Raw genomic sequence first — 12958 nt, 5'->3', positions numbered from 1 at the left:
TGTATCACGCGGCGATCGGCTCGGCGCGCAGGTGCAGCCCGCACTCCTTGGCGCCTTCCTGCTCCCACCACCAGCGCCCGGCGCGGTGGTCTTCTCCCAGCGACACGGCGCGTGTGCAGGGTGCGCAGCCGATGCTCGGGAAGAACTGGTCGTGCAGCGGGTTGTAGGGCACGTCGTGCGTGGCCACGTAGTGCCAGACGTCGGCTTCGCTCCAGTCGGCCAGCGGGTAGAACTTCTCGCGGCTGTCGGCGTCGAGCTCGAAGTGCGGCACGCGCGCGCGCGATTCCGACTGCTCGCGGCGCAGCCCGGTGATCCAGGCGCTGCGGCCTTCGAGCAGGCGGCGCATCGGTTCCTTCTTGCGCACGTCGCAGCAGCTCTGGCGCAGCTCGACGCTGCGGTACATCGCGTCCTCGCCGTGGCGGCGCACGAACTGCACCACCGCCTCCTGCTGCGGGCGGAAGACCTGCACCTCGACGCCGTAGCGCTGGCGGATGCGCGGGATCAGCGCCAGCGTCTCGGCGTGCAGCGCGCCGGTGTCCAGCGTCGCGACCGGGATCGCCAGGCCGTGGCGCGCGATCAGGTCGGTGATGACCATGCCCTCGACGCCCAGACTGGTGGCCTGGACGATGCGGCCGGCATGGTCGGCGGCGGCCTCGCGCAGCAGCGCGACGGCGTGCGCGACCCGGGCATCGTGGCCGCGGGTCTTGCGGGCGTGCAGTTCGATGGCGGTGGGCATACGTTCAGGCCGCTCGGGCGTACGGGGTGGGTTGGGCGCCGACGGCGTCGCGCTGGTACTGGCCGGGGAAGCGGCCCAGCGTGCGCAGCGCGACCGCCGGGTCCTGGTCGGCGCGCAGCTGGGCGGCGTCGAAGCCGCAGCGCTGCAGCATCGGCAGCATGTCGCCGACGATGTCGCCGGCGGCGACCAGCTCGCCGGCGTAGCGCAGCCGCAGGCGCAGCAGCACGGCCTGCGAGTAGGCGCGGCCGTCGGTCCACTTCGGGAAGTTCAGCACCACGGCGCGGGCGGCGGCGATCTCGTCGCGGCGCTCCAGCACGTCGACGGTGTTGTCGAGGGCCAGCGCATCGGCGGGCAGCGGGGAGTGGGTATCGATCAAACGCATGGACATCTCGGGATCAGGCTTCGGCCGCGGCGGTGCTGCGGCGCACGGCGTCGGCGGCGGCGCGCAGCGGGGCCACGCCCAGGCGGCGCACGGTGTCGACGAAACGTTCGCCGGCCTGGCGCTCGGCGCGGTACAGCTCGACCAGGGCCTCGACGACGTCGGGCACCTCGTCGGCGGCGAAGGACGGGCCGATCACCTTGCCGGCCGCGGCCGGGCCGTTGGCCTGCGAGCCGTCGGAGCCGGCGACCGTGACCTGGAACCACTCGCTGCCGTCCTTGTCGACGCCGAGGATGCCGATGTGGCCGGTGTGGTGGTGGCCGCAGGAGTTCATGCAGCCGCTGATGTGCAGGTCGAGGTCGCCGAGGTCGTAGAGCGCGTCCAGGTCCTCGAAACGCTCGAAGATCGCCGCGGCGACCGGCAGCGAACGTGCGTTGGCCAGCGAGCACAGGTCGCCGCCGGGGCAGGCGATCATGTCGGTCAGCAGGCCGATGTTGGGCGTCGCGAAGCCGTCTTCGCGGGCGGCGAGCCACAGCGCGCGCAGTTCGCTCTCGGCGACCCAGGGCAGCAGCAGGTTCTGGTCGTGCGTGACGCGCAGTTCGCCGTGGCTGAAGCGCTCAGCCAGTTCGGCGGCGCGGTCCATCTGGTCGGCGGTGACGTCGCCCGGCGCCTGGCCGGCGCGCTTGAGCGACAGCGTCACGGCGCGGTAGCCGGCGAGGCGGTGCGCGTGCACGTTGCGCTCCAGCCATCGCGTGTAGGCCTTGGGCGCGTCGGCGTCGACGGCGTGGGCCGGCGGCGCGGCTTCGGTCACCGGGGCGACGAAGTTCGCCGCGACGCGGTCGAGCTCGGCCTGCGGCAGCTCCGGCGCGCCGTCGGCCAGCAGGGCCTCGTATTCGGCGTGAACTTCGCGGATGAACTGCTCGCCCAGCGCCTTGACGAGGATCTTGATGCGCGCCTTGTAGAGGTTGTCGCGCCGGCCGTGCAGGTTGTAGACGCGCACCACGGCTTCGAGGAAGACCAGGATGCGCTGCCAGGGCACGAAGGCCGCGACCTCGGTGGCGATGACCGGCGTGCGGCCCATGCCGCCGCCCACCAGCACGCGAAAACCCACCTCGCCGGCGTCGTCGCGCAGCAGCTGCAGGCCGACGTCGTGCCAGGCGATGACCGCGCGGTCATCGGTCGCGCCGGTGATCGCGACCTTGAACTTGCGCGGCAGGAAGGCGAACTCGGGGTGCAGCGTGCTCCACTGGCGCAGCAGCTCGGCATAGGGACGCGGGTCGACGATCTCGTCGGGCGCGATGCCGGCCAGCGCGTCGGTGGTCACGTTGCGGATGCAGTTGCCGCTGGTCTGCACGCCGTGCAGGTCAGCCTCGGCCAGCAGCTCCATCACATCGGCCGAGCGCTCCAGCGGGATCCAGTTGAACTGGCAGTTGTGGCGCGTCGTGAAGTGGCCGAAGCCGCCGCGTTCGTTCGGCGTGCCGGCGTCCTGCAGGTCGAACTCGCGCGCCACACGCGCCAGCGCGCGCAGCTGGCGCGAGGACAGTTCGCCATAGGGCACCGCGATGCGTGCCATCGGCGCGTGGCGCTGCACGTACCAGCCGTTCTGCAGCCGCAGCGGGCGGAACAGCTCGTCGGGCAGCTGGCCGGCCAGATGACGTTCGAGCTGGTCGCGGAACTGCGCGGCACGGGCCCGGATGAACTGGCGGTCGAACTCGGTGTACTGGTACATGGACGGCAGGATTCGCTGGAGCCCCGACTTTAGGGACCTCCCTTATAGATGCAAACTACAGAGTCGTGACGTGCTTATCGCCTTTGGTTATGAGCAAGCCTTCTTACAATCACCGGCGACCATGCGCAGACTTCTCGGGACGCTCCTCGTCCTTCTTCTGGCCGCGTGCCAGAGCGTGCCGCTCCCGGCACCGCCCCCTTCCCACCCCGCCACCGACACCGCGACCACGCCCAAGCCACCGCCGCGCCCGCCGCGCATCGGCCTGGCGCTGGGCGGCGGTGCGGCACGCGGCTTCTCGCACATCGGCGTGATCCAGGTGCTCGAGGAGAACGGCATCCGCCCGGACCTCGTCGCCGGCACCTCGGCCGGCAGCCTGGTGGCCGCGCTCTACGCCTCGGGCAAGAGCGGCGCGGAGCTGGGCATGCTGGCGATGACGATGGACGAAGGCGCGATCACCGACTGGGCCTATCCCGGCCGTGCGCTGCTGCGCGGCGAGGCGCTGGCGCGCTACGTGCGCGAGCACACCGGCGGCCGCGCGATCGAGCAGATGCGGCTGCCGCTGGGCATCGTCGCCACCGACCTGGACAGCGGTGCGGCGATCCTGTTCCAGCGTGGCGACACCGGCACTGCGGTGCGCGCGTCCAGCGCCGTTCCGGCGGTGTTCCAGCCGGTGACGATTGCCGGCCGCGAATACGTCGACGGCGGTCTGGTGTCGCCGGTGCCGGTGCGTTTCGCGCGCCAGATGGGCGCCGAACTCGTCATCGCGATCGACATCTCGGCCGTGCCCGAGGGCGCGCCGACCGGCGACGCGATGAAGATGCTGCTGCAGACCTTCTCGATCATGAGCCGCAGCATCAACCACTACGAGCTGCGCGACGCCGACGTCGTGCTGCGCCCGGCGCTGGCCGGTGTCTCCAGCGCCGACTTCACGGCGCGCCGGCGTTCGATCCAGGCCGGCCGCGAAGCCGCGCTGGCGGCGCTGCCGGCGATCAAGGCGAAGATCGCGGTGCTCACGCGCTGAGGCGCTGACCGGCGCTCAGGCGACGACGTTGCGCACGAAACGCGTCGGCGCCTCGCCGGCGTTGAGGTACGCGTAGGGCTGCGAACTGGGATAGACGAGGTAGTCGCCCGCGGCCAGTTCGTGTGCGCCGCTGGCCAGTTCGAGCCGCAGCCGGCCTTCGACGACGACGATCATCTCGTGCCAGCCCTCGGGGTCGGGCTCGGCGTCGTAGCGTTCGCCCGGTGCCAGTGTCCAGGCCCAGAGCTGGGCCTCGTGGCGTGCCGGCACGCTGGCCTGCAGCAGCGCGACGCTGCCCTCGTGCCGGCCACGCCAGGCCACGGCGTCCAGGCGCAGCGTCTGCGCCGCCGGATCGCGCACCAGGTCGACGAAACCGACGCCCAGCGCCTCGGCCAGGCGGTCCAGCCGCGACAGGCTGATGTTGGTGTCGCCCTGCTCGAGCGCGACGATCATGCGCCGGCTCAAGCCGGAGGCTTCGGCCAGCGCGGCCTGGCTGAGGCCGGCGCGCTGTCGCGCGGCACGCAGGTTCTGACCGACGAAGGCGAGCACGTCGCCGTGGCGGGGTGCGATGTGCAGTTTATTGCTCATGGTATTCTGAGCAGTATGTTGCACACGTCCGATCGCGGCAAGGCCGCATGGCCTTTCAGCCGCCAGGAGGCGGCGCTGATCGCGATCACGATGCTCTGGGGCACGACCTTCCTGATCGTGCACGTCGCGATGCGCCACAGCGGGCCCTTGTTCTTCGTCGGGCTGCGTTTCGTCACCGCCGGCCTGCTGGCGCTGCTGGTGTTCCGGCGCGCGCTGGCGGGCCTGACGCGCGAGGAGCTCTGGGCCGGCGTCGCGATCGGCATCTCGATCTTCCTCGGCTACGGGCTGCAGACGATGGGCCTGCAGACGATCAGCAGCAGCAAGTCGGCCTTCATCACCGCGCTGTACGTGCCGCTGGTGCCGCTGCTGCAGTGGCTGGTGCTGCGCGAGGCGCCCAGGCCGATGGCGATGCTCGGCATCGTGCTGGCCTTCGCCGGGCTGGTGCTGCTTGCCGGGCCGCAAGCCGGCAGCGGCGCGATCGGGCCGGGCGAACTGGCCACCATCCTCAGCGCCTTCGCGATCGCCGCCGAGATCCTGCTGATCGGCCGCTTCGCACGCCGTGTGGACGTGCGCCGCATCACCGCCGTGCAGCTGCTGGCCGCCGGCCTGCTGTCCTGGGCGGCGATGCCGGTGCTCGGCGAAGCGCTGCCGGCGTTCTCGTGGGTGTGGCTGGCGGCGGCGGTGGGCCTGGGCGCGGCCAGCGTCGCGATCCAGCTGACGATCAACTGGGCGCAGCGTTCGGTGGCGCCGGTGCGCGCGACCATCATCTACGCCGGCGAGCCGGTCTGGGGCGGTGTCGTCGGCCGCCTGGCCGGCGACCGCCTGCCGGCCGAGGCCTTCGTCGGCGCCGCACTGGTGCTGGCCGGTACGCTGGTCAGCGAGCTGAAGCCGCGGCGCTGCCGCGTCAACGACTGAAGTCGCCGGCGGCCTCGGGCTGGTACACCAGGCCGGCGACGCGTGCCGAGTACTGCTTGCCTACCGGGCCGCGCCAGGCGATCTGCTCGCCGACACGGGCACCCAGCAAGGCCATGCCCAGCGGCGAGAACACCGAGATGCGCTCGGTGGCGTCCGGCTCGTCGGCCGGGTAGGCCAGCGTCAGCTCCTGCTGCCCGCCGCCGCGCTCCAGGCGCACGCGCGAGCGCATGGTCACGAGGTCCGCCGGGATCGTCTGCGGGTCGACGACCTCGGCCAGGTCCAGCAGGTCGCGCGCCTGTTCGGCGAGCGCCTCGGGCAGTTGCTGGCCGGCGCGCGGCACGTTCAGCAGGTTGAAGAGACGGACGTGGTCCAGCCAGCCGAGCTGGCGTTCCGGGGCGGGTGTGTTCAAGCGAATCTCCGATCGGCGCAAGGCGCGGGTTCCCCTTGGGGGAGGCCCGGCGACCGGAGGGGAGGGAATCGGGAGAGGCGGTCGCCGGGCTCAGGAAAGTGCGGCCGCGATCGGGCAGCGCCGCACGCGCGCCGCCGCGCCGAGCGCGTGCTCGGGCTGGGCAAGAGGCGTGCGGGGCTTCATGCCGCGATCCTAAGACCGGCGCCTGGCAGCACCAAATAAAAAGCCCGGCACGGGGCCGGGCTGAAGACATCCTTGCGCAGGCGCGGATGCCGAGGAGACAACCTTCCAGAGAATGCCGGGGCGCGCCCCGACGAAACTCAGATGCGGTGCGCCCCGCAGGATTTCAAGACTCAGGCAGCGGTGCGCTTGGCGCGGCCGGCGGTCTGCGTGGCCTTGACGGCGGTGTTCGTGACGGCCTGGAAGTTGGCTTCGGCCACTTCGGCGGCCTGCTTGGCGGCCTTCTGCACGCTCTCGAACGCGTTGTTGGCGGCCGAGACGGCCGAACGCACCAGCGCGGCGGCGCTCTCGGTGCCGGCCGGGGCGTTCTTCACCGCCGTGTCGACCATCGTCATCGCGGTCTTCTGCGCGTCGGCCATCGTCGTTTCGGCGACCTTGGTGAACTCGGCGTTGGTGCCGGCCATGATGTCGTACAGGTGACGGCTGTAGGCGGCGGCCTTCTCGGCGCTCGGTTGCAGCAGGCCGGCCTGCAGCGTCAGCAGTTCCTGCGGGTCCTTGACCGACAGCGCGGCCTTGGTCGTTTCGGCCAGTTCGCTCAGCGAGGTCTTGGTGACCTGCATGTTCAGCTCGACGAGCTTCTCGACGCCTTCGAAGGCGGTCTGGGTCAGGCCGAACAGGGTCTCGACCTGGGCCTTCTGCGCCGCGAGCCATTGTTCCGGGGTGTAGGTCATGTCGATCTCCGATTGAGGGTGGCAAGATTGCTGCACTGCAGCATGACTCGAAGTATAGGGACGACTCCGGGCACTGCAAGCGATTTTTGCTGCACCGCAACATTCTAGGGAGCCGTTCCTAGAATCGGCCGCGATGCGAGCCTTCCACTCGGACCGTTTCGTGCTCCCGCTGCCGGCCGGCCACCCGTTCCCGATGAACAAGTACCGCCTGCTGCGCGAGGCGGTGGCCGCCACGCTGCCGGCCATCCGCGTCGAGCCCGCGCCGGCGGCCAGCGACGGCGAACTGGCGCTGGCGCACGAGCCGGCCTGGATCGACGCCGTCGCCCACGGCACGACCAGCGCTGCGCAGCAGCGCGAGATCGGCTTCCCGTGGAGCGAGGCGATGGCCGAACGTGCCCGGCGCTCGGTCGGCGCGACGATCGCCGCGGCGCGCGCGGCGCTGTTCGACGGCGACGGCGTTGCCGCCAACCTGGCCGGCGGCACGCACCACGCTCACGCGCACAAGGGTTCGGGTTACTGCGTCTTCAACGACGTCGCGGTCGCCGCTCGCCTGATGCAGGCCGAATGGCACCGCGCCCGGCGCGCCGGGCTGCAGGTGCTGGTCGTCGACCTCGACGTGCACCAGGGCAACGGCACGGCGGCCATCTTCCGCGACGACGCCAGTGTCTTCACGCTCTCGCTGCACGGCGCGAAGAACTTCCCGTTCCGCAAGGAGGCGAGCGACCTGGACGTCGAACTGCCCGACGGCTGCGCCGACGCCGAGTACCTGGCGGCGCTGGATGCCGCACTGGCCGAGGCCTGGCGCCGCCTGCGCACGCCGCCCGGGCTGGCCTTCTACCTCGCCGGCGCCGACCCGCACGAGGGCGACCGCCTGGGCCGGCTGAAACTCAGCGCCGAAGGCCTCGCCGAACGCGACCGGCGCGTCTTCGCCGCGCTGGCCGCGCGCCGCGTGCCGGTCGCCGTGGCGATGGCCGGCGGTTACGGCCGCGACATCACGACCACCGTCGAGATCCAGCGCCGCACGCTGGAAAACGCCTTGGCGGCGCAGCGCGCCTGGGCCCGAGAATCGAACGCATGAGCCACCGCCCGCAGCCGCTGCCGCGCAGCCACTACCCGCGTTTCGACTCGATCACGACCCGCTGGATGGACAACGACGTCTACGGACACGTCAACAACGTCGTCTACTACAGCTTCTTCGACACCGCGGTGAACCGCTGGCTGATCGACGCCGGCGCGCTGGACATGCACGCCGGCGAGGTCATCGGCCTGGTCGTCGAGACGCAGTGCCACTACTTCGCGCCGCTGGCCTTCCCGCAGCGCGTCGACGCCGGGCTGCGTGTCGCGCGCCTGGGCCGCTCCAGCGTGCGCTACGAGGTCGGCCTGTTCGCCGAGGGCGAGCCGACGACCGCGGCCGCCGGCCACTTCGTGCACGTCTACGTCGACCGGGCCACGCGGCGCCCGGTTGCGCTGCCGCCGGCGCTGCTCGCCGCCCTGCAACCGCTCGCCGTTCCCGCATGACCCCGACACCCGACTCCATCGCCGTGGTCGACGCCGCGATCGCCTCGCGCCGCTCGATCCGCGCCTTCCGTCCCGACCCGGTGCCGCGCGAGACGGTCGAGCGCATCCTCGAAGTCGCCTCGCGCGCACCTTCGGGCACCAACGTGCAGCCCTGGAAGGTGACGGTGCTGAGCGGCGCCGCCAAGGCGCGGCTGTCGGCGCGCATCCGTGCCGCCTACGACGACCCGGCCGAACGTGCACGTCACGCCGAGGAGTACGACTACTACCCGGCCGAATGGGTCTCGCCCTACATCGAGCGCCGGCGCAAGGTCGGCTGGGACCTGTACGGGCTGCTGGGCATCGCCAAGAGCGACAAGGCGCGCATGCACGCGCAGCACGGCCGCAACTACGCCTTCTTCGACGCGCCGGTGGGCCTGATCTTCACCATCGCCCGCGTGCTCGGCCAGGGCAGTTGGCTGGACTACGGCATGTTCCTGCAGAACGTGATGGTCGCCGCCCGCGCGCGCGGCCTGGACACCTGCCCGCAGGCCGCCTTCACGCAGTTCCACCGCATCGTCGCCGACGAGCTGGCCCTGCCCGACAGCGAGATGCTCGTCTGCGGCATGGCGCTCGGTTACGCCGACCCCGAGGCGCCGGAGAATGCCCTCGTCACCGAGCGCGAGCCCGTCGCGGGTTTCGCGCGTTTCCTGGAGTCCTGAATGTCCCGTCCCGCCGTGCTCGTCGCCCGAGCCGTGTTCCCCGACGTCCTCGAGCGCCTGAGCCGCCATTTCGAGGTCGAAGCCAACCCCGACGACACGCCCTGGAGCCGCGAAGAGCTGCTCGCCCGGCTGGCCGGCAAGTCCGGCCTGTTCGCCACCGGCAGCGTGCAGGTCGACGCCGGGCTGCTCGAGGCCTGCCCGCAGCTGCGTGTCGTCGCCAACATGGCGGTCGGCTACAACAACCTCGACATCGCCGCCTTCAACGCCCGCGGCGTGCTGGCGACCAACACGCCCGAGGTGCTGACCGAGACCACGGCCGACTTCGGTTTCGGCCTGATGCTGGCCGCGGCGCGCCGCATGAGCGAGGGTGAACGTTACCTGCGTGCCGGCGAATGGAAACGCTGGCGCTACGACACGCTGACCGGCAGCGACGTGCACGGCGCGACGCTGGGCATCCTCGGCATGGGCCGCATCGGCCAGGCCATCGCGCGCCGCGGCGCGCTGGGTTTCGGCATGCAGGTCATCTATCACAACCGCAGCCGCCTGCCGGCCGGGCAGGAGGCGCCGATCGGCGCGCGCTGGGTCGACAAGGCGACGCTGCTGGCCGAGGCCGACCACCTGGTGCTGGTGCTGCCCTACAGCCCGGAGAGCCACCACGCCATCGGCGCGGCCGAACTGGCGGCGATGAAGCCGACGGCGACGCTGACCAACATCGCGCGTGGTGGCATCGTCGACGACCGGGCGCTGATCGAGGCGCTGCGCGAGCAGCGCATCGCCGCCGCCGCGCTCGACGTCTACGAAGGCGAGCCGGCCTTCGACCCCGGATTCCTGGAGCTGCCCAACGTCGTGCTGACGCCGCACATCGCCAGCGCGACGGTGGCCACGCGGCGCGCGATGGCCGAGCTGGCGGCCGACAACCTGATCGCCGCGCTGACCGGCGGCACGCCGCCGACGCCGGTCAACCCCGAGGTGCTGGCGCGGCGCTGATCAGCCGCGTTCGGGTAGCTGCGCCAGCAGCTGCTCGAGCAGCTGCGCGACCTCGGACTGGCTGTCGAGGAAAAACCGCGCCCTCGACGCCGGCTCGCGGCCGACCCGCAGCGTCAGCCAGTGCAGCGGCGCACGTTCGAAGACGACCTCGTCGTTGAGGTCGTCGCCGACGAAGAGTGCGCTCTCGCAGCCGGCGGCGGCCACCAGCGAGAAGACCGCGTCGGCCTTGTCCGGCGCGTCGGCGCCGACGACGTTGACGACGCACTTGCCGCCGAAGCGCCGCAGGCCGGCGTCCAGCGTGCCGAGCCGGGCGTCGATCTCGGCCAGTGCCGCCTCGCGGTCGCGTGCCAGGCGGTAGTGCAGGGCGAGCGAATGCTGCTTGTCCTCGATGCGCACGCCGACGGCAGCCAATGCGGGCTCGGCCTCGGCCAGATGGCGGCGCAGCGTGTCCAGCGCCTGCACCGTCTCCGTCGATGCGGGTGCGATCGGGTTCTCGGCGCCGTGGTTGCCGACGATCCAGCCGGGCTCGAAACCCAGCCGCGGGCGCACGTCGCCGACCGAACGCCCGGTGACGATGGCCAGCGGCCGGCGTGCCGCCAGCTGTGCCAGCCGGCGCGACAGTGCCGCCGAGATGCGGGCGTCCTCGGGGCGCGCGACGATGGGTGCCAGCGTGCCGTCGAAGTCGAAAGCCAGCAGCGGGTCGCGACGGCAGATGGCATCGAAGGCGGCCTGGCCTTCGGGCGAGAAGAGATGGCGTTTGAGGGTGTTCATCGGCTGCTGCGGTGCCGGTAGCGTTCGACACGCGCCTCGATGCGTTCGCGCAGGCGCGAGCGCCCGGCGTCGGCAAGCATCAGGCCCGCCCAGCGGAAGACGTTGGCCTCGCGGATCGTCATGCGCAGGCTGGCCATGCGTTCACGCTGTTCGGCGCGCGGCATCGTCAGCGCACGGTGCAGCGCGTCGGCCGTCTCCTCGACGTGGTACGGGTTCACGATCAGGGCTTCGTTCAGTTCGCGCGCGGCGCCGGCGAAGCGGCTGAGGATCAGCACGCCGGCCTCGTCGTCGCGCGCCGCGCAGTACTCCTTGCAGACGAGGTTCATGCCGTCGTGCAGGCTGGTGACCACGCAGACCTCGCTGGCGCGGTAGAGCTCGTTGACCGCGTCGCTGTCGTGGTGCTCGGCCAGCAGCCGCACCGGCTGCCAGTGCTCGTTGCCGAAACGCGTGTTGATGCGCTCGGTGATCTCCTTGATGCGCTCCTGGAAGACGCGGTACTCGGGCAGCGAGCTGCGCGTGGGCGCGGCCACCTGCACGAAGCTGAAGCGGTCGATCCAGCGCGGGTACTTCTCCAGCAGGCGCTCGACGGCGTGCAGGCGCTCGACGATGCCCTTGGTGTAGTCGAAGCGGTCGACGCCGCAGGCGATCAGCTGGTCCTCGGGCAGGCCCAGGCGGCGGCGCACCGCGAGGCGGCATTCGTCGACCGAGGGCCAGGCCGCCACCGTCGCTTCGTCGGGCCACTCGATGGAGATCGGGTAGCTCTCGACGAAGGTCTCGTCGTCGCGGTAGGACACGACCGAGTGCTCGTGCTCGATGCGCGCCTCGAGGTAGCGGTCCACCGTCTCGATGAAGTTCTTGCAGTGGTAGCGCGTGTGAAAGCCCAGGATCGTGCTGCCCAGCATGCCTTCGAGCAGCTCGCGCCGCCACGGGCAGATGCCGAAGCTCTCGGGGTTGGGCCAGGGGATGTGCCAGAAGGTCAGGATCGTCGCGCGCGGCAGCTTGGCACGCACCATCGCCGGCAGCAGCGCGAAGTGGTAGTCCTGCACCAGCACGATCGGGTCCTCGCTGCGCGCCTCGGCGACCACGGCGTCGGCGAAACGCTGGTTGACCTCGCGGTAGCGCTGCCAGTCGGACTCGCGGAACACCGGCCGCACGTGGGCCACGTGGCACAGCGGCCACAGGCCTTCGTTGGCGAAACCGAAGTAGTAGCCGGCTTCCTCTTCCTCGGTGAGCCAGAGGCGGCGCAGCGTGTAGTCCTCGTGGCCCGGCGGCACGCGGATGCGGTCGTTCGCGTCGACGACCTCGCGGTCGGCGCTGCCGCTGCCGTGTGCGATCCAGGTGCCCGAGCAGGCGCGCATCACCGGCTCGACGGCGGTCACCAGGCCGCTGGCCGGGCGCTTGACGACGACGCCGCCGTCGCGGCGCTCGTGCAGGTAGGGCTCGCGGTTGGAGACGACGATGACTTCGTCGCCCCGCAGCTGGGTGCGCAGCAGCAGGCGCAGGCGCTCGGCGGTCCACTCGGACTCCAGCCCGAGCGAGCGCCTGTATTCGTCTTCGAGGTCGCGCAGCCGGGAGCGCAGCTCCAGAGCCAGCGGCTCCAGCTCGGGCGAGGGCTCGTCGACCAGCGGCCGCACGATGCCTTCGCCGCGCAGCAGCGCGCGTGCGCCGCGCATCCAGCCGCGCCAACTGACCTGGGCGACGACCATCGTGATCAGCGAGATCGTCACGCCCAGCGCGATGATCAGGATCAGCAGATAGCGCCGCGTGTCCTGGCTGCGGCGCTCGATGAAGCTCATGTCCTGCAGCAGCACCAGTTCGCCGACCTGGCCGGTCTCGCCCTGCACCGGGTAGATGCCGGCGTGCACCGTGCCGCCGGCGATCGACAGCTCGGGGTCGGGGCGCGACGCGGCCTCGCGCACCTGGGCGCAGGACAGGTCGGGCGGAAAACCGTAGCTGGCCACCGCCAGGCGGTCGCCGGGCTCGCACAGGCCGATCGCGACCATGCGTTCGTCCTGCACGGCGCGGTTGAACAGGCTGCGCAGCCGGTTGGCGCGCCGGCCGTCGGCCAGTGACTCGACGATCGAGTCGGACAGCGTGTTGGCGACGAGGTTGCCGCGGGTGCTGAGGTCGCGCGCGAACCAGCGCAGCGTCAGCTTGTCCATCAGCGGCAGGGCCAGATAGGCGGCTGCCACCAGCGTCGCGACCAGCGGAAGCAGGAAGCGAAGCTGTAGGCGCAGGGTTCGCATCAGGGCAGCAGAACGGGCGCTCGTGCGCCCGTGGTCGTGGACAGGGGACCGAC

Annotated in this window: 14 protein-coding genes; 6 read left to right on the top strand and 8 right to left on the bottom strand. The window is 71.4% G+C overall.

What is annotated here, in order from left to right:
- Positions 1–4: 4 nt before the first annotated feature.
- From EV684_RS20530 to EV684_RS20520, 3 genes are read right to left on the bottom strand one after another with little or no spacing between them, the layout of a single operon-like run.
- Positions 5–736, bottom strand: a complete 732-nt coding sequence (locus EV684_RS20530; protein ID WP_132649213.1) for a phosphoadenylyl-sulfate reductase — start codon at positions 734–736, stop codon at positions 5–7.
- A 4-nt stretch (positions 737–740) separates the two neighbouring features.
- Positions 741–1118: a DUF934 domain-containing protein gene (locus EV684_RS20525; protein WP_132649212.1), complete on the bottom strand. Its 378-nt coding sequence runs from the start codon at positions 1116–1118 to the stop codon at positions 741–743.
- A 13-nt stretch (positions 1119–1131) separates the two neighbouring features.
- Entirely contained in the window at positions 1132–2844 is a 1713-nt protein-coding gene (locus EV684_RS20520; RefSeq protein ID WP_132649211.1) for a nitrite/sulfite reductase, read from the bottom strand.
- Positions 2845–2965: 121 nt separating this feature from the next.
- Here EV684_RS20520 and EV684_RS20515 point away from each other — a divergent pair, with 121 nt between their 5' ends.
- The gene (locus EV684_RS20515; RefSeq protein WP_132649210.1) at positions 2966–3865 is read left to right on the top strand and encodes a patatin-like phospholipase family protein; all 900 of its coding nucleotides are present in this window, start codon (positions 2966–2968) and stop codon (positions 3863–3865) included.
- Positions 3866–3880: 15 nt separating this feature from the next.
- Here the strand turns inward: EV684_RS20515 and EV684_RS20510 are convergent, their stop codons facing one another.
- Positions 3881–4450 (bottom strand): helix-turn-helix domain-containing protein, encoded by a 570-nt coding sequence (locus EV684_RS20510; protein WP_132649209.1) that lies wholly within the window; start codon positions 4448–4450, stop codon positions 3881–3883.
- A 15-nt stretch (positions 4451–4465) separates the two neighbouring features.
- Here EV684_RS20510 and EV684_RS20505 point away from each other — a divergent pair, with 15 nt between their 5' ends.
- Positions 4466–5365 (top strand): DMT family transporter, encoded by a 900-nt coding sequence (locus EV684_RS20505; protein ID WP_132649208.1) that lies wholly within the window; start codon positions 4466–4468, stop codon positions 5363–5365.
- On the opposite strand, the gene EV684_RS20500 is transcribed toward EV684_RS20505, so the two are convergent.
- A complete protein-coding gene (locus EV684_RS20500; RefSeq protein ID WP_132649207.1) occupies positions 5355–5774 on the bottom strand; it encodes a GreA/GreB family elongation factor in 420 nt (139 codons plus the stop codon). The genes EV684_RS20505 and EV684_RS20500 overlap by 11 nt on opposite strands.
- 353 nt (positions 5775–6127) lie before the next feature.
- Entirely contained in the window at positions 6128–6685 is a 558-nt protein-coding gene (phaP, locus tag EV684_RS20495; protein WP_132649206.1) for a phasin family protein, read from the bottom strand.
- A gap of 133 nt (positions 6686–6818) precedes the next feature.
- On the opposite strand from phaP, the gene EV684_RS20490 reads away from it, so the two are divergent.
- The 4 genes from EV684_RS20490 to EV684_RS20475 are packed head-to-tail and all read left to right on the top strand — an operon-like array spanning position 6819 to position 9888.
- A complete protein-coding gene (locus EV684_RS20490) occupies positions 6819–7763 on the top strand; it encodes a histone deacetylase family protein (protein ID WP_132649205.1) in 945 nt (314 codons plus the stop codon).
- Complete coding sequence (locus EV684_RS20485; RefSeq protein ID WP_132649204.1) at positions 7760–8203, top strand: acyl-CoA thioesterase; 444 nt, start codon at positions 7760–7762, stop codon at positions 8201–8203. Before EV684_RS20490 ends, EV684_RS20485 begins: the two co-directional genes overlap by 4 nt.
- Complete coding sequence (locus tag EV684_RS20480; RefSeq protein ID WP_132649203.1) at positions 8200–8901, top strand: nitroreductase; 702 nt, start codon at positions 8200–8202, stop codon at positions 8899–8901. Before EV684_RS20485 ends, EV684_RS20480 begins: the two co-directional genes overlap by 4 nt.
- Positions 8902–9888 (top strand): 2-hydroxyacid dehydrogenase, encoded by a 987-nt coding sequence (locus EV684_RS20475; protein ID WP_132649202.1) that lies wholly within the window; start codon positions 8902–8904, stop codon positions 9886–9888. It begins immediately after the preceding gene.
- On the opposite strand, the gene otsB is transcribed toward EV684_RS20475, so the two are convergent.
- Both otsB and EV684_RS20465 read right to left on the bottom strand, forming a co-directional pair.
- Entirely contained in the window at positions 9889–10659 is a 771-nt protein-coding gene (gene otsB, locus EV684_RS20470) for a trehalose-phosphatase (RefSeq protein WP_132649201.1), read from the bottom strand. It lies immediately after the preceding gene.
- Complete coding sequence (locus EV684_RS20465) at positions 10656–12905, bottom strand: alpha,alpha-trehalose-phosphate synthase (UDP-forming) (protein ID WP_132649200.1); 2250 nt, start codon at positions 12903–12905, stop codon at positions 10656–10658. The genes otsB and EV684_RS20465 overlap by 4 nt, the downstream gene beginning before the upstream one ends.
- Positions 12906–12958: the final 53 nt, after the last annotated feature.

This window comes from Rubrivivax gelatinosus, from assembly GCF_004340905.1.
Taxonomy (GTDB): domain Bacteria; phylum Pseudomonadota; class Gammaproteobacteria; order Burkholderiales; family Burkholderiaceae_C; genus Rubrivivax; species Rubrivivax gelatinosus.
The sequence above is the reverse complement of the archived record's forward strand: the minus strand, read 5'-3'. Positions and strand labels throughout refer to the sequence as shown.